This window comes from Donghicola mangrovi, assembly GCF_013377535.1.
In the GTDB taxonomy this organism is placed as follows: Bacteria; Pseudomonadota; Alphaproteobacteria; order Rhodobacterales; family Rhodobacteraceae; genus Donghicola; species Donghicola mangrovi.
Window position 1 is genome coordinate 824,695 of record NZ_JABCJE010000001.1, and the last position, 18,475, is coordinate 843,169.

Sequence of the window (18,475 nt, forward strand, 5' to 3'; positions counted from 1 at the left end):
TTCGCCCCGCCACCTGATCCGGTCGCGGGGCTTTGTTTTAGTAGCCCAGCGCGCAGCCGTCCTTGCGCGGGTCCGATCCGGCCTCAAGCAGGCCATCGCTGCGCAGAATGATCGCCTGTCCGCCCCCCAGCGGGGTTTCTGGGACGACGACATTATGCCCACGGCTTGCCAGATCATCACGCACTGCATCGGAATAGCCGCGTTCGACCTGCATGGTCTGCCCGTCCGCAAAGCTGCGCGGCGCATCAATGGCCGCCTGCACATCCAGCCCGAAGTCATGGATGTTGGTGATCAGGCGCGCGTGCCCGTTGGGCTGATAGGCCCCGCCCATCACGCCAAAGGGCATCAAAACCCGCCCGTTTTCGCGCAACATGCCGGGGATGATGGTGTGCAGCGGGCGCTTGCCGGGGGCAAGCTCGTTGGGGTGCCCTTCGGTCAAGGTGAAGCCCGCCCCACGGTTCTGGAACAGCACACCGAACCTGTCGCTGGCAAGGCCAGACCCGAACCCGTGGAAGATCGAATAGATCAGCGAAACGGCCATCCGGTCGCGGTCCACGACGGTGATATAGATCGTGTCTTTGTGGATCGCCTCGGCGCTGGCGGCAGGCATTGGCAGGGCGGTCTGCATGTCGATCAGGCCCGCCAGCTGCGCGGCGGTGTCCAGCGACAGCATATGCTCTAGCCGCGCACAATGGTCGGGGTCGGCGATCACTCGGTTGCGGGTGTCATAGGCCAGCTTGGCGGCCTCGGCCTCCAGATGGGCGCGGTCGGCGCTGAGCAGGCCCATCGACGGCAGGTCAAACTGGGACAGGATGTTGAGCATCAGCATCGCAGTGGCCCCGTGGCCGTTCGGCGGATGCTCCAGCAGTTCGATGCCCTGATAGCTGCTGCTGATCGGGGTGGTGTAATCGGCCCGCGCATCGGCGAAATCGTCCAAGGTATGAACCCCGCCCGCAGCGCGCAGTGTGTCGACCATATCCACGGCCACTTCGCCGGTATAGAACCCGTCGCGGCCCTGATCGGCGACGCGGCGCAGGACTTCGGCCTGACCGGGGGCGCGGAACAGCTGACCGACCCGCGGGGCCTCTCCGTCGATCAAGTAGTGGCGGCGGCCGGACTCGGACAGGCGCGGTGCGCTCTTGGCCAAGTCAAAGGCGACGCGGGGGGCGATTGGGATACCCTCATCTGCGTAGCGGATTGCGGGGGCCAGAATTTCCGACAGGCTCATGCGGCCCCAGTCGGCGTTCAGGCGGCAAAAAGCATCCATCGCGGTGGGGACGGTCACGGGGTCCGCCCCTTCGGTCGGGACAGTGGTCAGACCACGATCCCGCAGGGCGGCGGCGCTGGCGGCGGCTGGCGCACGACCGGACCCGTTCATGGCGCGGACTTCCTCGGACCCGGCGGGCTTGAACAGGACAAAACAGTCCCCGCCGATACCGGTCATTTGCGGCTCTGCGATCCCCAGCAGAACAGCGGCCGAAATCGCTGCATCCATCGCGTTCCCGCCAGCTTGCAGAATGCTAACGGCGGTCTGAGCGGCCAAGGGGTGCGACGTTGCGCACATCCCGTTGGCGGCGATCACCATGGAGCGGCCCGGTTGATGAAAATCCCGCATGTTACCTCCCTGCGTTTGCAGAAAGATTATCGCGCCGTGGCAATAAGCCAAGGCACCAACGTCAGATTTCCACCCTTTGGAAAACCATTGTCAGTTCATTCGCGCCCTGCACACGCTCGTAATGCAGACCGTCACAACAGGCGTGGATCAGGCTCCAACCCCAGCCACCCTCGGGCAGGGTTTCGGGGGCGGGCATGTCGCCGATGGGCACGGCTCCGTCCGGCATAGCGAGGCCACGGTCTGACAGGGCGACCGAAACCCCCTCGGGCAGAAGTTCCAGATCCAGCAGGATGCGGCCATCGGGGTTGTCGGCATAGGCGTGTTCGACGATGTTGTTCATCGCCTCGGCTACGGCCAGTTCCACGCGCGGGTCGGCAGGGACGGCCCAATCCGACAGGCGCCTCGTCATCTCTTGCAGGGTGTGGCGGACCGCCAAAGCGGTCGCCTCGCAGCTGAAGCGTGCGCAGTGTTTAGTTGCCATCCGGTACGACCGCCTTGTCCAGAGCCTCGTGAATAACGAACACGCGGTCCATGCGGGTCAGGCGCAGCACGCGGGCCACGTCGGGCTGCAAGGACGCCAGATCCAGCCGCGCCCCCTGCGGCATCTGCTTGAGCGAGGCGACAATCGCCCCAAGTCCGCTGGAATCAATAAACGTCACCTGCCCCAGGTCCAGAACGGCCCGATGAGGCAGTTCCGATGTCAGGTCGCGCATCTGGTCCTTGAACTGGATCGCAGCGGCGGAATCGATCCGGTTCGCTGCCACGTGGATCACGCGCAAACCGGGATAGTCGGTGTTTGTCAGCTCCAAATTGCCCTCCATGGGTGGTTCCACGGCCACGCTAGGGGCCTTTCCTTAATCAATTCGGTATGCTGACAGGCCCTTTTAGTTTCGATTTGAAACAAACGGCCCACAGAGGCCGGAAATCCTGCGGCGGGTGGCGATTCCCCGCGAACCCCTGTATCCAAGGCCGACTTTTGACATCGACCCCACCCGAGGCCCCTATGCGCGTCGACTACGAGACTCTGGCGAAAAACATTGCGGCTTTGGCCCATGGCGAAACCGACACGGTGGCGCTGATGGCCACGCTGGCCTGTGAAATCCACCATGCGGATGACCGCTTTGACTGGACGGGGTTTTACCGCGTGACCGAGCCCGAGGTTCTGAAAATCGGCCCCTATCAAGGTGGGCATGGCTGTCTGGTGATTCCGTTTTCGCGCGGTGTCTGCGGGGCCGCAGCCCGCACCCAAGAGACTCAGCTGGTGCCCGATGTCGACGCATTCCCCGGCCATATCGCGTGCGCCAGCACCACACGGTCAGAGATCGTGCTGCCCGTGTTCAACGCGGCGGGCGAGGTGATCGGCGTGCTGGATATCGACAGCAACCAGCCCGATGCCTTTGACCAGACGGATGCGGACCAACTGGCTGCGATCCTGAGCGCCACCTTCGGGCAGCTATAATGAGCAGCGATTACAATCCGCCCAAGGACCCGCTGAATATCCTGCACGAGGATGCCCATATCATCGTCGTGGATAAACCCAGCGGCCTGCTGTCTGTCCCCGGTCGGGGCGAGCATCTGGCCGACTGCCTGATGAGCCGCGTTCAGGCGGCCTTTCCCACCGCCTTGCTGGTGCATCGGCTGGATCGGGATACGTCGGGCGTGATGGTGTTCGCGCAGAACGCTGCCGCGCAAAAGAACCTTGGTCAGCAGTTCGAGAACCGCCAGACCAAGAAGACCTATATCGCGCGCGTTTGGGGCTATGTGGATGGCGATGAGGGCACGATTGATCTGCCCTTGATTGTGGACTGGCCCAACCGCCCCAAGCAGATCGTGGACTTCGAGAACGGCAAGCCTGCGGTCACCGACTGGAAAGTGGCCAAGCGCGGCGACCGTGAAACGCGGATGCGTCTGATGCCGCGCACGGGCCGCAGCCACCAGCTGCGCGTTCACATGCAGTCGCTGGGGCATCCGATTCTTGGGGACCCGTTCTATTCCGACGGCGAGGCCCGCGAATTCCCGCGCCTGATGCTGCATTCCGAGGAATTGCGCCTGAAGCACCCCGAGGATGGCCGCGGGATGCGTTTCAGGGCCAAGGCGCCTTTCTGATCACTGACCGCGCAGCTGGCGGTCGGTCAGGTTCAGACGTTCGTTCACGATGGGGCGCAGGGTGTCGGCAAGGGCCGGATCGCGCTCCATCAATTCTTGCAGCTCGTCGGCGCGGTTCATCGCCACCAGCTGCAGGATGTCACTGCGTACGGTGCCGTCCAGTTCGCGCGGCAGGCTCATGACGGCTTGCAGATGCTCGACCCGTTTTTCGGGGATGAAGCTGCGCAGGATCGCTTGATCCAGATCCGTTTCCACAAAGCCATAAAGGCCAACACCACGCGCAGGCAGGGCAAAGGTCGCAAAGGCCACGTCCTGAACGCGGGGATGGGACATCAGCTCTTCGCGCAGGGCGGGGCCTTCGTTGGCGACGCGGTTTTCGGTGCCTTCGCCGTCTGACCAGTTCATCAGCTTGCGGGTGACGAAGTTATAGAGGGGCTTCGCCGTCGCCATCCAGACGCGCGAGGGCAAAGCGCGCCGCTCCAGCATCTTCTTTTCGGCGGGGGTCAGCAGGGCCTTGGCGTATTTGCGCTTCTGCTTGAGCAGGTGGCGCAGGTCCTCATAAGCCATGATGCGGTGCAGACGCCCGCGGTTCTGGTGCACTGAGGCCAACTGAAAATCGATCACGCTGGCGCGCCCGTCCGGCGTCATCAGCCAGTTCTGGGGTTTCGCCAGATCGTTATGGGTGACGCCCCGCTTGCGCATTTCCCGCAGCAGACGCTTGGCGTCCTTGTACCACGCCGCATCCTTGGGTTTGGCCAGCTGTAGGGGGGTGCCGTGGCTCCAAGTGCGCAGGATGCCTTCGCGGTCCACGCGGATCAGCTGGGGGGTGCCCTCGATGCCGGCCACAGCCTTCAGGCCGCGGATTTCCTTGCGGGCCAGTGCCCACCCGATCCAGCGGGACCATAGCGGCAGGGAGCCAAGGCGGCGCATGACCAGCTTTTCGCTCGGGTCGCTGGCGGCATAGCCAGAGACGGTTTCCGAGAAGGGGTCACGCTTGTGTACAGTTTCCTGCACAAACTGGGTATCGGCGGGCAAGGTTTTCATGCCCGCCTGAGTATTCCGAAGGCGCGGATCGCGCAACATCCGTTAGTCGACGTAGGCGGTAATCACCTTCACTTCGCAGAAATCCTCTAGGCCATAGTGACCGCCCTCGCGCCCGTTGCCCGAGGCTTTGACCCCGCCAAAGGGCGACCCCTTGGCGATGCCGCGACCGTTGGTCTGGATCATGCCTGCGTGCAGACGGCGCGCCACGCGCATCCGTTTTGCGTCGTCCTGAGACTGGACATAGTGGGTCAGGCCATAGGGCGAGTCGTTGGCGATTGCGATGGCTTCTTCCTCGGTGTCGAAGGGGATGATCGACAGCACGGGGCCAAAGATTTCCTGCTGCGCGATGGTCATGTCGTTGGTCACGTCCGCAAATACGGTCGGACGCACGAAATACCCACGGTTCAGACCTGCGGGGCGGCCGGTGCCACCGGCGGCCAGACGGGCGCCTTCGTCGATGCCTTTCTGGATCAGGTCCTGAATTTTGTTGAACTGCAATTCGCTGACCACGGGGCCAATGTGAGTGCCGTGCTCGTGCGCAGACGCCACGCCACGGGTTTCCGCAGCCTTCACCGCATCCTCGACCGCCGCGTCATAGCGCGAGCGTTCCACCAGCATACGGGTCGGCGCGTTGCACGACTGGCCCGAGTTGTTGAAGCAGTGCATCGCGCCACGGGTCACGGCATTCGCGTCCGCGTCCGCAAAGACGATGTTCGCGCCCTTGCCCCCCAGTTCGAGGCTCACGCGCTTTAGCGTATCGGCGGCGGCTTTGCTGATCGCGATGCCCGCGCGGGTCGAGCCGGTAAAGCTGATCATCGCCACGTCAGGATGGGTAGACAGCTGGCTGCCCACACCGGGCCCGTCACCGTTCACAAGGTTGAAGACGCCAGCGGGAACGCCCGCCTCGTGCAGCATCTCGGCGAACAGCAGGCCCGACAGGGGCGCGATTTCCGAGGGCTTCAGCACCATGGTGCAGCCAACCGCCAGCGCGGGGATCACCTTGAGGCAGATCTGGTTCATCGGCCAGTTCCACGGTGTGATCAGGCCGACCACGCCGATGGGGTCCAGCACGTGCATCTCGGTCGGGGTAAAGCGGCGTTCAAACTCGAAATGCTCCAGCGCCTCGAGGAAGCCCTCGGTGTGCCAGCTGCCCGCGCCAACCTGCTCTTCGAGCGACCAATCCAGGGGGGCGCCCATCTCGGTGGTCATGGCATCTGCCATTTCCTGCGCCCGGCTATTGTAAATTTCGAGGAATTTTTTGATCACATTTGCGCGTTCATCCAGCGGTAGGGCCGACCAGCTGGGGAACGCGGCCTTGGCTGCGGCAACTGCGGCATCGGTATCCGCCTGACTTCCTAAAGAGATAACGGCCGCAACCTCTTCGGTAGACGGGTCGATCACGTCGAAATCATTGGCCTGTGCCGGAGTGACCCACTGACCGTTGATGTAGAACTCGCGTTTTTTGATCATAATTTTTCTCCTTAGAGTTAGCGGCAATGTGTCATCCATGAACCGTTCTGGCAAGAGAGGGGGTGACGCAGCGCAGGTAAATTCCTAGGTAAGAGGCCAACAGCAATTTCCATGACCTAAGGAGGGTTTTCTCATGGGCCTGCGTATTAACGATGTTATCCCGAACCTGACCGTCAAAACCGATCAGGGCGAGTTCGCCCTGCACGACTGGGTTGGCGATTCGTGGGCGATCCTGTTCTCGCACCCCAAAGACTTTACCCCCGTCTGCACCACCGAGTTCGGCGCTGTCTCGCAGCTGGCCGACGAATGGGAAAAGCGCGGCGTCAAAGTGATCGGCCTGTCGGTCGATGGCGTCGAAGAGCACAAGCAGTGGAAGGGCGACATCGAGTCGTTCTCGGGCGCGAAAGCCACTTTCCCGATCATCGCGGACATCGATCTGGAAGTGTCCAAGGCGTTCGACATGCTGCCCGCAGACGCTTACATGCCCGATGGCCGCACTGCGGCTGACTCGGCGTCGGTGCGTTCGGTGTTCATCATCGCGCCCAACAAGAAGCTGCAGCTGTCGATGACCTACCCCATGTCGGTCGGCCGTAACTTTGCCGAGGTTCTGCGCGCCGTTGACGCCCTGCAGAAAACCTATGGCGTGCCGCTGGCGACCCCCGCGAACTGGACCGAAGGTCAGGACGTGATTATCGCCCTGTCGCTGAACGACGAGCAGGCCAAAGAAAAGTACGGCGAATTCGACAAGAAGCTGCCCTACCTGCGCACTGCCAAAGTCTGATCCGGTCAGACGGAATTCAGGGGCCTCGCAGCGATGCGGGGCCCTTTTTCTATGGGCAAGCCCCAACGAAAAAGGCCCCGCATTTCTGCGGGGCCCTCTAATCTGTCAGAAGCGCTGATTATTCAGCTTCGGCTTCTGCAACGATCTCTTCGCCAGTTTCCTGGTTCACGTCGCGCATTGCCAGACGGACCTTACCGCGGTCATCAAAGCCCAGCAGCTTGACCCAAACTTCCTGACCTTCTTTGACGACGTCCGAAGGATGGTTCACGCGGCGTGCTTCCAGCTGGGACACGTGGACCAGACCATCGCGCTTGCCGAAGAAGTTCACGAAGGCGCCGAAATCGACGATCTTCACGACCTTGCCTTTGTAGATCTTGCCAACTTCGGGCTCTGCCACGATCGAGTAGATCATGTCGTAGGCCTTCTGGATGGCTTCGCCGTTCGACGATGCGATCTTGATCACGCCGTCGTCGTTGATGTCGACTTTTGCGCCCGACACTTCGACGATTTCACGGATGACCTTGCCGCCCGAACCGATCACTTCACGGATCTTGTCGGTGGGGATCTGCATGGTTTCGATGCGCGGTGCGTGGACCGAGAATTCGCCAGCCGAGGTCAGCGCCTTGGCCATCTCACCCAGGATGTGCAGACGGCCGTCTTTGGCCTGAGCCAGTGCCTGCTTCATGATCTCGGCGGTGATGCCTGCAACCTTGATGTCCATCTGCAGCGAGGTGATGCCGTTTTCGGTACCTGCTACTTTGAAGTCCATGTCGCCAAGGTGGTCTTCGTCACCCAGAATGTCGGTCAGAACCGCAAAGCGGCCATCGTCTTCCAGGATCAGACCCATCGCAACGCCAGCAACCGGAGCGGTCAGCGGAACGCCTGCGTCCATCATCGACAGCGAGCCACCACAGACCGACGCCATCGAGGACGAGCCGTTCGATTCGGTGATCTCCGACACGACGCGGATGGTGTAGGGGAAGTCGGTTGCCGCGGGCAGAACAGCCTGCAGCGCGCGCCATGCCAGCTTGCCGTGGCCGATTTCGCGGCGACCGGGCGAACCAACGCGGCCCACTTCACCAACCGAGTAGGGAGGGAAGTTGTAGTGCAGCAGGAAGTTCGAACGCGAGTTGCCGTGCAGGGCGTCGATGATCTGCTCGTCGTCGCCGGTGCCCAGAGTGGTGACAACCAGACCCTGGGTTTCGCCGCGGGTGAACAGAGCCGAGCCGTGGGTACGGGGCAGGATGCCAACTTCGGACGAGATCGCGCGAACGTCGGTGGTCGAGCGGCCGTCGATACGTGCGCCGCCGTTGATGACGTCGCCGCGCAGGATCGAGCTTTCCAGTTTCTTGAAGGCCGAGCCGAGGTTGATGTCGGCCAGTTCTTCTTCGGTCAGGGTCGCTTTGACAGCTTCGCGGGCAGCGGCAACAGCGTTAACGCGGTCCTGCTTGTCCTTGATCGCGAAGGCGGCGCGCATCTGCTCTTCACCAGCGGCTTTAACCTTGGCGTACAGATCGCTGTAGTCGGGCGCGACAAAGTTGAAGGGCTCTTTCGCGCAATCTTCGGCCAGGCTGATGATCAGGTCGATAACCGGCTTGATCGCGTCGTGGCCGAACTGGACGGCACCCAGCATTTCTTCTTCGGTCAGCTCGTAAGCTTCGGATTCCACCATCATCACGGCGTCTTTGGTACCGGCGATAACCAGGTCCAGACGCTGCTCGGGGTTCGAGCGCAGGTGATCCATATCCTCGACCGAGGGGTTCAGGACGTACTGGCCGTTCGAGAAGCCAACGCGTGCGCCAGCGATCGGACCCATGAAGGGAACGCCCGAAATGGTCAGAGCGGCCGAAGCAGCGATCATTGCAACGACGTCGGGGTCGTTAACCAGATCGTGGCTCAGCACGGTGCACATCACCAGAACTTCGTGCTTGAAGCCCGAGACGAACAGCGGGCGGATCGGACGGTCGATCAGACGCGCGGTCAGGGTCTCTTTTTCCGAGGGACGCGCTTCGCGCTTGAAGAAGCCGCCGGGGATTTTGCCAGCTGCGTAGTATTTTTCCTGATAATGCACAGTCAGGGGGAAGAAGTCCTGACCCGGCTTTGCCTCTTTGGCGAAGGTCACGTTCGCCATAACCGAGGTCTCACCCAGGGTGGCGATCACGGTACCGTCTGCCTGGCGGGCAACCTTACCGGTTTCCAGAGTGAGGGTTTCGTCGCCCCACTGCATAGATTTTTTGAATTCGTTGAACATCTGCATATCCTAGCTGGGAGCTCTTCCAAGCCCTCTTGGGGCTCCCGTTTGCATGGCGGCCCCATTGCCGCCGACCTCAATCATCTTTCACTTTCACAGTGCGGAGGTCTGCGCACCACGTCTCAGATTGCGCCGCCATACACGAAATCGCTGCTTGGGGAAAGAGATCGTTTCACGGGCGCTTTCGGTGGGTCGCCATCTGATATTGTCAGAAAGTGTGGGTAAATTGACCAAAAGAATGGGTTCAACAATCCGACGTTTAATTTTAATTAACACTTTAAGCCGAGAAAAATGCTAAAGTCAGAGAATCTGGAGGTTCATCGCAACTTTCAGTGAGGCTAGCCCGTCTACGGGTAACGAGTATAAAAATATAATAGAGTAAAAAATTATGGGTCAGACGGCACTTCGGGAAATCCCGGGCGGATACGATTTTTCGCCCGTATGCTATCCGCCAGCAGTTGTGGCGGTTTCCTTTTTGAATAACGCGCTGTTGCCGGTCGATATGTCCGGTGACGAGATGTTCACCCTGAAGGCTGCGAATGCACTGAAACGGCTGCGTCTCGACTGCCCCGAGACGGCAGAGCGTATCCGTAAGCTGCTGTGGCTGGCGGCCTGCGAAAGCCATGCCCAGAACCTCGAGATGTTCCCGACCCTGCAGGATCAGGTGGATAGCGAGGCGCGCTTTGCGGGCAAACGCCCCGGTCAGATCGCGCCCACTGGCCCCAAGGATATCATGGCTGCGGTTACCTTTACCGGCGTGCACGTGATCAACTCGACCAGTGCGGACGGTCAGGCGCGTCTGTTGATTGGTGTGATGGGCGAATGCAGCTGGGATGCCGAATATGGCGTTGCGGTTCTGTTCGACGATGCCGGTCGTCTGGTGTCCGCTGGCGGGGCCTGATCTTAGGCCGACCCCGAAATGACAAAGCGCGCCAGACCGGCGCGCTTTTTGTTTTTCAGACCGAGACCAGATCCAGCACCTGCTGACGGGTCGTGTTTGATTTCCGCTCCGACAGAATGACTTCGCCGCGGCGCAGGGCCACGAACTGGTCGGCCAGATCCCACGCAAAGTCGAAGTACTGTTCCACCAGCACGATGGCCATCTGCCCTTGGGTCCGCAGGTGTTTGATCACCTCGCCGATGTGCTGGATGATGTTGGGCTGGATGCCCTCGGTCGGTTCGTCCAGCAGCAAGAGTTTCGGCTTGGTGATCAGCGCGCGGGCGATCGCCAACTGCTGTTGCTGGCCGCCGGACAGGTCGCCCCCACGGCGGGCTGTCATCTGTTTCAGCACGGGGAACAGCTCGTAGATTTCGTCGGGGATGACGTGCTGGTCCTTGGGCAGGCAAGCGAAACCGATTTCCAGATTTTCCTTCACCGTCAGCAAGGGAAAGATGTCGCGCCCCTGAGGGACAATCGCGACGCCCTTTTGCGCCAGAAGATGCGCGGGCAGCACGGGCAGGTCCTCTCCGTCCAGGGCGACGGCGCCGCCGGACCGGGGATGGGTGCCCGAGATGGCTTTGATCAGGCTGGTCTTGCCCACGCCGTTCGGTCCCATGACACAGGTGATTTCGCCGGTCTGGGCGGTCATCGAGATGCCGTTCAGGATTTTGCTGTGCCCGTAGTGCAGGGTCAGATCGTTCACATTCAGCATTCTTTAACGTCCCAGATATACGTCGATGACTTCCTGGTTCGAAGTCACGTGGTCCAAGCTGCCCTCGGCCAGAACAGAGCCTTCGTGCAGCACGGTGACCTTGCAGTTCAGGCGGCGGATGAACTCCATATCGTGCTCGACCACGACGACGGCGCGGGTTTTCGCGGCCTCAACCAGCAGGTTGGTAGTGTGCTCGCGCTCCGAGGGGGTCATGCCCGCCGCGGGTTCGTCCACCAGCAGCAGCTTGGGGTCCTGCGCCAGCAGCATCCCGATCTCCAGCCACTGCTTCTGACCGTGGCTGAGTTCCCCTGACTGACGATTGAATTCGCCAAGCAGACCGATTTCGTCGGCCAACTGTTCCAGACGGGCAATATCGGCGGCGGGGCGGTATTTCAGCACGTCCCAGACCGAGCGGCGTCGTTTTAGCGCCATCATCAGATTGTCGCAGACGCTCTGGTCCTCGAACACGGTCGGCTTCTGGAATTTGCGGCAGACCCCTTGTTGGGCGATCTTGGCCTCGGACATCCCGAGAAGGGAAATCGAGCGATCCCCCCAGATGACGCGGCCTTCGTCAGGCTTGGTCTTACCGGTGATGATGTCCATGAACGTGGTTTTGCCCGCGCCGTTGGGGCCGATCACCGCCCGCATCTCGGCCTTGCCGATCTGGAAGGACAGGTTGTTGATCGCCTTGAACCCGTCAAAACTGACCGAGACGCCGGAGACTTCGAGAAGGGTGCTCATTTCTGCACCTCCTTGCATTTCAGCAGGTCAAACAGACCGCCGATGCCTTTGGGGGCGTAAAGTGTGACCAGAACAAAGCTGATCCCCAGCAGCACCTGCCACCAGTCCACCCAAGAGATGGTGTAGAACCCAAGCGGAATGTCAGGGGCCTGACCGCCGGTAAACCAAGTGGACAAGAGGCTGACAAACGCCGCACCGATCACCGCGCCGTACAGACGACCACGGCCACCGATCGCGACCCAAACGGCCAAGTAGATCGAGGCAATCGGCATGATCTCGGCAGGGTTAATGATGCCCGCTTGCGGGTAGTACAGGGCGCCCGCCACAGCGGCCACAATCGCGGTCACGGTGAACAGGAACAGCTTGTAATGCTCGACCTCATAGCCAAGGAACCGGACGCGCTGTTCGTTGTCGCGGATGCCTTTGACGACCATGCCGAACTTACCGGTCAGCATCATGGTAAAGAACAGATAGCCAAGGCCCAAAGCCGCCGCAGAGGCCCACAGGAACCACATCGAAATCTCGGACTGGGGGGCAGTGACGTGGGGCAGGTTCTGCAGGCCCGACAGGCCGTTGTTGCCGCGCAAACCGCTGTCGTTCTGGAAGAGGTACAGCGCAAGCGCCAAGGTCATCGCTTGGGTCAGGATCGACAGGTAAACGCCCGTGACGCGGCTGCGGAAGGCCAGCCAGCCAAAGACCAGCGCCAGAAGGCCGGGAACGGCCACGACGAGGATCAGCTGCAGGGTCAGGCTGTGCGCAAAGCTCCAGATCAAGGGGAAGTCCGCGCTGCCCACCACACCGAAAATCTGGGTGGCGATGGCGTCGCTGATCTCGGTCTCGGTCGGGGGGATGACTTGGTTTTCAAGGCTGCGCAGAACGACCTCTTGGGTGCGTTCGTACATCAGCCACATGCCAACCATATAGCCCCCAAGACCAAAGAACGCGAAGTGCCCAAGGCTCAGGATGCCCGCATAGCCCCAGACCACGTCCATCGCGATGGCGACCAGACACAGGCACAGGGTCTTGCCCAAGGTTTTCACGAAACTGGTCGAGATGAACGCGGTGCCATAGGCCTCGGACATGATGGTCACGCCAAGGGTGAACAGCGCCAACAGGGCCAGAAAAATCAGCAGGGTCGGGTGGTTTTTGATGAAAGACTTGCCCATGGGATCAATCTCCTGCGGCGCGGCCCTTGAGGGCGACGATGCCACGGGGGCGGAACTGGATGAAGATGATGATGAAGATGATCATGAAGGTCTGGGCCGCCAATGTGTTGGACGGGTTCAGCCATTCGATCCCCTTTTGCAGCGTGCCGATCATGGCAGCGCCCGCAAGGGTGCCCCAGATGTTGCCGACGCCGCCGACCACGACGGTCATGAAGCTTTGGACGATGTAGTCGTTGCCAAGCTCAGAGGTGACTTTGGCAAAGAGGCCGATCGCGACGCCGGCGATACCAGCGATGCCGGAGCCAAGGCCAAAGGTCAGCATGTTCACCTTGTCAGGGTTGATGCCCATCGAGGACGCCATACGCGGGTTCTGGGTGACGGCGCGGGTTTCCAGACCCAGACGGGTTTTCTTCATGATGAACAGGAACAGGCACAAGAAGCCGACCGCCAGTACAAAGATCGCGATACGGATAAAGCTGATCGACACAACGTCGTTCAGAACCCACGCGCCGTCCAGCCAACCGGGGGCGGTCAGGGGGCGGGCTTGGGTGCCAAAGATGTTCTTGGCCAGCTGCTGCAGCGCGATCGAGATACCAAAGGTCGCCAGCAGGGTTTCCAAGGGGCGGTGATAGAGCTTGCGGATCACCAGACGCTCCATCGCGACACCGGCGGCGAAGGTAATGATGAACGCCAAAGGCAGCGCCACAACCAGCGACAGGGTGTGGTTCGGGATGAACTGCTGCACCACATAGCCGGTGTAGGCGCCCATCATGATGAATTCGCCGTGGGCCATGTTGATCACGCCCATCACACCAAAGGTAATGGCCAGACCGATCGCCGCGAGGAAGTAGATCGACGCAAGTGACAGCGCATCAAGGCCAAGATCCATCGCCTGGTTCATCGAAACGTTCAGATCAATCGCCTTGAGCGAGGCTTTGGCCGCGTTGGTCACGTCCGAGTTCGGCTCGTTATAGGCGTCGTAGATAACGTGGGTGCGCAGGGCCTCGCGGAATTCGTCGTCGGTGACAAAGGGGGGCACGGTGCCAGCCTCGGCCAGCGCGGTATAGGCGCGGATGCGGGCCTCGAGGTCGGTCAGATTGGCCACAGGAACGCCGCCGACGGTGCCATCGGTGATGTTGGCGGCCAAGGCATCCTTCAGCGCGGTCGGGGACACGCGGGGACGGGCGAAACCGGCATCGACCAGAACGGCATAGGCCTGCTCTTCGGTCAGGTCTTTGCCAAGGCGCATGATCTTGGCGACGTTCTCGCCTGCGGGGATCTGGTCGGTGACTTTGCGGGTGGTCGCCAGCAGTGGGTTCAGGGCTGCGCGGACCTCGAGGTTCAGGTCGCCGGAAACGCCTTGGATGGCAGCCACGCGATCGCCGACGGTTTCGGCAAAGGTGATCGACAGCAGCTTGACCAGACGTTCCTTGCGGGCGCGAATGGCTCCGTTTTCTTCGGTCTCGATCGAGGCCTGCAGCGGGGCCAGATGATCAGCCTCGGGGCGGCGGGCGATCGAATCCAGCGATTGGAGGCGGCGGGTCTCGTCAGGGTCGGACAGTTGGAACTGTACCAGCGCGCTGCTGATCAGCTTGCGCACACCGGCGTTGGGTTTCAGCTGTTCGGCGGCGGATTTCTCGACGGGGGCCAAAGCCTCGCCCGTGTCGACATCGGTCAACGTCAGTTCTGCACCCGCGGCCTTGCCGATAAAGAACAGCCCGTCCGCATCACGCTGCCAGAGGTTCTTGGCCTCCCATGCCTGAAGCATGGATTGGGCTTGGGGTAGCCCACTGCTGGCGATGTCGTTGATGGCGGGGCCAATGGATGTGCGGGAGGGTTTTTCGATCAGCGCGCGGTGCTGCTGCAGGATGTCCTGCAACGGGCCCTCGGCTTGACCGGCCGTGGCCCACGCCAAGACGGCGAGGCACGCAAAGAACAGTCGTTTCATTTAAGAGCCGCCGGAATATTGAAGGGGCATTGGGGTCAGAGGGGGCACGAGGCCCCCTCTGGAGTGGATATTAGTAGTTCGATTTGATCTGAACGCAGGTCTTGGTCTCGGTGTTGTACATACCGCAGTCCAGGTTTTTCCAATCCGATTCCAGAACCGCCGAAGCAGGCAGGAAGTCGGTCCATGCGTCGCCGGGAACCGGCTCGGTCTGGCTGATGATGTCGAACTGGCCGTCTGCGCGGATTTCACCGATCAGAACGGGCTTCGACAGGTGGTGGTTGGTGCCCATGACAGCGGTGCCGCCGGTCAGGTTCGGGAACTCTTGGCCCCACATATGCTCGCGCACTGCGTCAACATCGGTGGTGCCTGCTTCGGTCACTGCGTTCACCCACATGTTGAAGCCGATGTAGTGGGCTTCCATCGGGTCGTTGGTCACGCGCTTGTCGTCGCCGATGTAGGCGTGCCACTGCTTGATGAACTCTGCGTTGGCAGGGGTGTCAGCCGACATGAAGTAGTTCCACGCCGCCAGGTGACCAACGAGGTTCGAGGTGTCCAGACCCGACAGCTCTTCTTCGCCGACCGAGAACGCAACGACGGGGATGTCGTCAGCCGAAACGCCAGCCGCTGCCAGTTCTTTGTAGAAGCCGATGTTTGCGTCGCCGTTGATGGTCGAGATCACGCCAACCTGCTTGCCGTCTGCACCCAGTGCAACAACGTCAGCCACGATCTTGGACCAGTCCGAGTGACCAAAGGGGGTGTAGTTCACAAAGATGTCCTCGGCGGCGATGCCTTTGGACTTCAGGTAGGATTCCAGAATGTTGTTGGTGGTGCGGGGGTAAACGTAGTCGGTCCCCAGCAGGGCGAACTTCTCGACACCCAGTTCGTCCAGGAAGTAGTCAACCGCAGGGATCGCCTGCTGGTTCGGAGCAGCACCGGTGTAGAACACGTTCTTCGACGATTCTTCGCCTTCGTACTGGACGGGGTAGAACAGCAGGCCGTTCAGCTCTTCGATCACGGGCAGAACCGACTTACGCGACACCGAGGTCCAGTTGCCGAAGATGACGTCTACGTTGTGGACGGTCAGCAGCTCGCGTGCTTTTTCTGCGAACAGCGGCCAGTCGGACGCGGGGTCAACGACAACGGCTTCCAGTTCGCAGCCCAGCAGGCCGCCTTTTTCGTTCTGGGTTTTCACCAGCATTTCCATGGTGTCTTTCAGAGTGGTCTCCGAGATAGCCATGGTGCCCGACAGCGAGTGCAGGACGCCAACCTTGATGGGGCCGTCCTTGGGGCAGTCCGCCGCGAACGCGGGCGAAGCGACAGTGGTTGCCAGAAGAGCGATGCGCAGGGCGGATTTGACGTTCATCATACCATTTTCTCCTGCAGAGCACGGCGTGTCGGCCTTGTTTACTGTGGCCGGTTCCCTTAGCGATGCCCTGCAACTGTTGTTGCACTAAGTGTGGCGGTCGGTTGATTGCAGTCGTTGGCCGCCACACACCCTGTGAGGATGTCCCCACCTGTTGGTGACGGAATTGGTTGCCCCTTGGTCGCTCAAAGGAAAGTGTTCGCTCTCGATCTCGTGACCTGCTGCATGAATATGATGAATTATTGTGCGAAAGTTTGAATGTTCGCCCAATAATTGAACTGAAATGATTGGGCCGATGCCGATTTGACGTGCAAATCTGGCAACCCACCCGTCAAACTGCCTATCCAGAGAGCAAGTTGTTTTTAACGGTGGGCCCCGACATTACCTGTCTAGATCACATATCGACCAAGCAGCCGCGATCGCATGGGACATTGCTGATTACTTCCAAAACCTTGGGGGACGGGCGATGTGGGCTGGGCGTGCTGCGTCAGCAGGGATCGGCCAAGTTCCTGTCCGTCTCGCGCCGTGATGCGGTCGAGGGTGTGGTGATCAACACCTCTGGCGGGATCACCGGCGGCGACACCCTGCGAATCGAGGGCCAAGCGGGCGAGGGCGCTGTTTTACGCCTGACCACGCAGGCGGCCGAACGCATCTACAGCAGCAATGATCAAAGCTCCGGCACCGTTTCGACCCACCTGACTGCGGCCCCAAACGCGCGATTGGACTGGCTGCCCCAAGAGACCATCCTGTTCGACAACGCCTACCTGCGCCGCAGCCTTGAGGCGTCGATCACCAGCACCAGCCGCTTTCTAATGGTCGAGCCGGTGATCTTTGGCCGACTGGCGATGGGCGAAACCGTGCGTCAGGGGCAATTGTCAGATCGGATTACCATTCGCCGCGATGGGCGCATTTTGTTTCGTGATGCAACTATGTTGCGCGGAGACATCAGTGCCCAACTTGATCGCCCCGGAGTAGGGAACCGTGCCCGCGCGATGGCGTTCGTGCTGTACGCTTCCCCAGATGCCGAGGCTTATCTTGACCGGATTCGTACCCTTTTGCCCCCGACTGCCGGAGCATCGCTTGTCACGACTGGTGCGCTTGTGATGCGGTTTCTTGCCCCCGACGGATTTGGCCTGCGTCAGGCCCTGTTGCCCGTTCTGGATTTGCTGACGGGCAACGACCTTCCACGTTCATGGAGACTATAGAATGAACCTCACGCCTCGCGAAAAAGACAAGCTGCTGGTGGCAATGGCCGCCGAGGTCGCGCGCAAGCGTCTGGCCCGTGGTGTTAAACTGAACCACCCCGAAGCCATCGCCCTGATCACCGACGCCGTGGTCGAAGGCGCGCGCGACGGCCGCTCGGTCGCCGATCTGATGCAGGCAGGCGCCGAAGTCATCACCCGTGAGCAGTGCATGGAAGGCATCCCCGAGATGATCCACGAAGTGCAAGTCGAGGCGACCTTCCCCGACGGGACCAAGTTGGTCACCGTTCACAACCCTATTCGCTAACCCCTCCTTCCCCTCCCTTCCTGATCAGAGGACATTTGAAATGAAGCACATTCTCGCCCCCTTGGCCGTTCTTCTGACTGCATCCGCCGCGCAGGCCCATAACGGGCTGCACATGCACCCCCATGGCAGCGAAAGCTGGCTGCCCGTCACTGTGGCGCTGGCCGTCATGGGTGTGGCCGCTGCAGCATGGAAGGTCAGCAAATGATCCCCGGAGAGATATTCCCCGCAGATGGGGACCTGACCCTGAACGCCGACCGCGAAGCGATCACCCTGATGGTTGCCAACACCGGCGACCGCCCTGTGCAAGTTGGCAGCCACTACCACTTTGCCGAAACCAACCCCGCGCTGGATTTCGACCGTGATGCCGCGCGCGGCATGCGTCTGAACATCGCCGCAGGCACCGCCGTGCGGTTCGAGCCCGGCCAGCGCCGCGAAGTGCAGCTGATCCCCGTGTCTGGCGCCCGCAAAATCTATGGGTTCAACCAGCAAATCATGGGGGATCTGTGATGCTTGCGCCTTGGGTTGATCCGTTCCGCATGCTGCGGGCCCAGCTTTACGTCGCCTCGATGGCGATGGAAGCGTCCAGCGTCATTTTCATGCGCGTGATGGGGATGAACGGCCTGTGGTCCGTTCCCAGCACCGAAAACACCCGCATGGTGACCGAAAAGCAGACCGCCTTTCTGAAGTCCGGCCAAAAGGCGTTCGACGCCGTGATGTCGGGCAAGCCCCTTGATGCTGTGGTCATGGCCGCTGCCAAGCCCCTGCGCAGCAAGACCTCTGCCAACCAAAAACGTCTGACCCGCCTCGGACCCCGCCGGACTTTCTAGGA

The 18,475-nt window shown here is 61.1% G+C and carries 20 protein-coding genes; 9 read left to right on the forward strand and 11 right to left on the reverse strand.

All coding sequences use genetic code 11. The annotated features are described in order from the left end of the window. Nucleotides 1–37: 37 nt before the first annotated feature. The 3 genes from HJ536_RS04180 to HJ536_RS04190 form a co-directional block, all read right to left on the reverse strand. Nucleotides 38–1,615, reverse strand: coding sequence for a gamma-glutamyltransferase family protein (locus HJ536_RS04180; RefSeq protein ID WP_177156772.1), 1,578 nt, complete (start codon nucleotides 1,613–1,615; stop codon nucleotides 38–40). Between the two features lie 61 nt (nucleotides 1,616–1,676). Next, nucleotides 1,677–2,096 carry an ATP-binding protein gene (locus HJ536_RS04185; protein WP_176852277.1) on the reverse strand — a complete coding sequence of 140 codons (420 nt, stop codon included), beginning with the start codon at nucleotides 2,094–2,096 and terminating at the stop codon, nucleotides 1,677–1,679. After that, the gene (locus tag HJ536_RS04190; RefSeq protein WP_176852276.1) at nucleotides 2,086–2,424 is read right to left on the reverse strand and encodes an STAS domain-containing protein; all 339 of its coding nucleotides are present in this window, start codon (nucleotides 2,422–2,424) and stop codon (nucleotides 2,086–2,088) included. The genes HJ536_RS04185 and HJ536_RS04190 overlap by 11 nt, the downstream gene beginning before the upstream one ends. A gap of 194 nt (nucleotides 2,425–2,618) precedes the next feature. Here HJ536_RS04190 and HJ536_RS04195 point away from each other — a divergent pair, with 194 nt between their 5' ends. Beyond that, entirely contained in the window at nucleotides 2,619–3,074 is a 456-nt protein-coding gene (locus tag HJ536_RS04195; RefSeq protein ID WP_176852275.1) for a GAF domain-containing protein, read from the forward strand. Beyond that, nucleotides 3,074–3,721: an RluA family pseudouridine synthase gene (locus tag HJ536_RS04200; protein WP_177156773.1), complete on the forward strand. Its 648-nt coding sequence runs from the start codon at nucleotides 3,074–3,076 to the stop codon at nucleotides 3,719–3,721. Before HJ536_RS04195 ends, HJ536_RS04200 begins: the two co-directional genes overlap by 1 nt. Here HJ536_RS04200 and HJ536_RS04205 read toward each other — a convergent pair whose 3' ends face one another. Then, nucleotides 3,722–4,765, reverse strand: a complete 1,044-nt coding sequence (locus tag HJ536_RS04205) for a serine/threonine protein kinase (protein ID WP_228028619.1) — start codon at nucleotides 4,763–4,765, stop codon at nucleotides 3,722–3,724. It lies immediately after the preceding gene. 42 nt (nucleotides 4,766–4,807) lie between these two features. Beyond that, the gene (locus HJ536_RS04210) at nucleotides 4,808–6,235 is read right to left on the reverse strand and encodes an aldehyde dehydrogenase family protein (RefSeq protein WP_177156775.1); all 1,428 of its coding nucleotides are present in this window, start codon (nucleotides 6,233–6,235) and stop codon (nucleotides 4,808–4,810) included. Between the two features lie 133 nt (nucleotides 6,236–6,368). Here HJ536_RS04210 and HJ536_RS04215 point away from each other — a divergent pair, with 133 nt between their 5' ends. Further along, complete coding sequence (locus HJ536_RS04215) at nucleotides 6,369–7,016, forward strand: peroxiredoxin (protein ID WP_176852271.1); 648 nt, start codon at nucleotides 6,369–6,371, stop codon at nucleotides 7,014–7,016. Nucleotides 7,017–7,134: 118 nt separating this feature from the next. On the opposite strand, the gene pnp is transcribed toward HJ536_RS04215, so the two are convergent. Continuing rightward, nucleotides 7,135–9,267, reverse strand: a complete 2,133-nt coding sequence (pnp, locus tag HJ536_RS04220) for a polyribonucleotide nucleotidyltransferase (protein WP_177156776.1) — start codon at nucleotides 9,265–9,267, stop codon at nucleotides 7,135–7,137. A gap of 475 nt (nucleotides 9,268–9,742) precedes the next feature. Between pnp and HJ536_RS04225 the strand changes: the two genes are divergently transcribed. Beyond that, nucleotides 9,743–10,168 carry a DUF6985 domain-containing protein gene (locus HJ536_RS04225; protein ID WP_177156777.1) on the forward strand — a complete coding sequence of 142 codons (426 nt, stop codon included), beginning with the start codon at nucleotides 9,743–9,745 and terminating at the stop codon, nucleotides 10,166–10,168. A gap of 55 nt (nucleotides 10,169–10,223) precedes the next feature. On the opposite strand, the gene urtE is transcribed toward HJ536_RS04225, so the two are convergent. The 5 genes from urtE to urtA form a co-directional block, all read right to left on the reverse strand. Beyond that, nucleotides 10,224–10,919: an urea ABC transporter ATP-binding subunit UrtE gene (urtE, locus tag HJ536_RS04230; RefSeq protein ID WP_177156778.1), complete on the reverse strand. Its 696-nt coding sequence runs from the start codon at nucleotides 10,917–10,919 to the stop codon at nucleotides 10,224–10,226. A 3-nt stretch (nucleotides 10,920–10,922) separates the two neighbouring features. Then, on the reverse strand, nucleotides 10,923–11,660 hold the full coding sequence (urtD, locus tag HJ536_RS04235) for an urea ABC transporter ATP-binding protein UrtD (protein WP_176852267.1): 738 nt from the start codon (nucleotides 11,658–11,660) through the stop codon (nucleotides 10,923–10,925). Further along, complete coding sequence (locus HJ536_RS04240; protein ID WP_177156779.1) at nucleotides 11,657–12,826, reverse strand: ABC transporter permease subunit; 1,170 nt, start codon at nucleotides 12,824–12,826, stop codon at nucleotides 11,657–11,659. Before HJ536_RS04240 ends, urtD begins: the two co-directional genes overlap by 4 nt. 4 nt (nucleotides 12,827–12,830) lie before the next feature. Next, nucleotides 12,831–14,774, reverse strand: a complete 1,944-nt coding sequence (gene urtB, locus HJ536_RS04245) for an urea ABC transporter permease subunit UrtB (RefSeq protein WP_177156780.1) — start codon at nucleotides 14,772–14,774, stop codon at nucleotides 12,831–12,833. Between the two features lie 70 nt (nucleotides 14,775–14,844). Beyond that, on the reverse strand, nucleotides 14,845–16,137 hold the full coding sequence (gene urtA, locus HJ536_RS04250) for an urea ABC transporter substrate-binding protein (RefSeq protein WP_176853110.1): 1,293 nt from the start codon (nucleotides 16,135–16,137) through the stop codon (nucleotides 14,845–14,847). 431 nt (nucleotides 16,138–16,568) lie between these two features. Here urtA and HJ536_RS04255 point away from each other — a divergent pair, with 431 nt between their 5' ends. The 5 genes from HJ536_RS04255 to HJ536_RS04275 are packed head-to-tail and all read left to right on the forward strand — an operon-like array spanning nucleotide 16,569 to nucleotide 18,473. Beyond that, nucleotides 16,569–17,342: an urease accessory protein UreD gene (locus HJ536_RS04255; protein WP_228028620.1), complete on the forward strand. Its 774-nt coding sequence runs from the start codon at nucleotides 16,569–16,571 to the stop codon at nucleotides 17,340–17,342. 1 nt (nucleotide 17,343) lies between these two features. Beyond that, nucleotides 17,344–17,646: an urease subunit gamma gene (locus tag HJ536_RS04260; RefSeq protein WP_176852264.1), complete on the forward strand. Its 303-nt coding sequence runs from the start codon at nucleotides 17,344–17,346 to the stop codon at nucleotides 17,644–17,646. Between the two features lie 40 nt (nucleotides 17,647–17,686). Continuing rightward, nucleotides 17,687–17,851, forward strand: a complete 165-nt coding sequence (locus tag HJ536_RS04265) for a hypothetical protein (RefSeq protein WP_176852263.1) — start codon at nucleotides 17,687–17,689, stop codon at nucleotides 17,849–17,851. Beyond that, nucleotides 17,848–18,153, forward strand: coding sequence for an urease subunit beta (locus HJ536_RS04270; protein WP_177156781.1), 306 nt, complete (start codon nucleotides 17,848–17,850; stop codon nucleotides 18,151–18,153). The genes HJ536_RS04265 and HJ536_RS04270 overlap by 4 nt, the downstream gene beginning before the upstream one ends. Next, nucleotides 18,153–18,473, forward strand: coding sequence for an antifreeze protein (locus HJ536_RS04275; RefSeq protein WP_228028315.1), 321 nt, complete (start codon nucleotides 18,153–18,155; stop codon nucleotides 18,471–18,473). Before HJ536_RS04270 ends, HJ536_RS04275 begins: the two co-directional genes overlap by 1 nt. Nucleotides 18,474–18,475 lie beyond the last annotated feature (2 nt).

Coding starts and splice junctions, on each gene's coding strand:
- HJ536_RS04240 (WP_177156779.1), bottom strand. CDS start 12,826: ATGGGCAAGTCTTTCATCAAAAACCACCCGACCCTGCTGATTTTTCTG.
- urtA (WP_176853110.1), bottom strand. CDS start 16,137: ATGAACGTCAAATCCGCCCTGCGCATCGCTCTTCTGGCAACCACTGTC.
- HJ536_RS04265 (WP_176852263.1), top strand. CDS start 17,687: ATGAAGCACATTCTCGCCCCCTTGGCCGTTCTTCTGACTGCATCCGCC.
- HJ536_RS04215 (WP_176852271.1), top strand. CDS start 6,369: ATGGGCCTGCGTATTAACGATGTTATCCCGAACCTGACCGTCAAAACC.
- HJ536_RS04195 (WP_176852275.1), top strand. CDS start 2,619: ATGCGCGTCGACTACGAGACTCTGGCGAAAAACATTGCGGCTTTGGCC.
- HJ536_RS04180 (WP_177156772.1), bottom strand. CDS start 1,615: ATGCGGGATTTTCATCAACCGGGCCGCTCCATGGTGATCGCCGCCAAC.
- pnp (WP_177156776.1), bottom strand. CDS start 9,267: ATGTTCAACGAATTCAAAAAATCTATGCAGTGGGGCGACGAAACCCTC.
- HJ536_RS04200 (WP_177156773.1), top strand. CDS start 3,074: ATGAGCAGCGATTACAATCCGCCCAAGGACCCGCTGAATATCCTGCAC.
- HJ536_RS04205 (WP_228028619.1), bottom strand. CDS start 4,765: ATGAAAACCTTGCCCGCCGATACCCAGTTTGTGCAGGAAACTGTACAC.
- urtB (WP_177156780.1), bottom strand. CDS start 14,774: ATGAAACGACTGTTCTTTGCGTGCCTCGCCGTCTTGGCGTGGGCCACG.
- HJ536_RS04270 (WP_177156781.1), top strand. CDS start 17,848: ATGATCCCCGGAGAGATATTCCCCGCAGATGGGGACCTGACCCTGAAC.
- urtD (WP_176852267.1), bottom strand. CDS start 11,660: ATGAGCACCCTTCTCGAAGTCTCCGGCGTCTCGGTCAGTTTTGACGGG.
- HJ536_RS04275 (WP_228028315.1), top strand. CDS start 18,153: ATGCTTGCGCCTTGGGTTGATCCGTTCCGCATGCTGCGGGCCCAGCTT.
- HJ536_RS04185 (WP_176852277.1), bottom strand. CDS start 2,096: ATGGCAACTAAACACTGCGCACGCTTCAGCTGCGAGGCGACCGCTTTG.
- HJ536_RS04210 (WP_177156775.1), bottom strand. CDS start 6,235: ATGATCAAAAAACGCGAGTTCTACATCAACGGTCAGTGGGTCACTCCG.
- urtE (WP_177156778.1), bottom strand. CDS start 10,919: ATGCTGAATGTGAACGATCTGACCCTGCACTACGGGCACAGCAAAATC.
- HJ536_RS04260 (WP_176852264.1), top strand. CDS start 17,344: ATGAACCTCACGCCTCGCGAAAAAGACAAGCTGCTGGTGGCAATGGCC.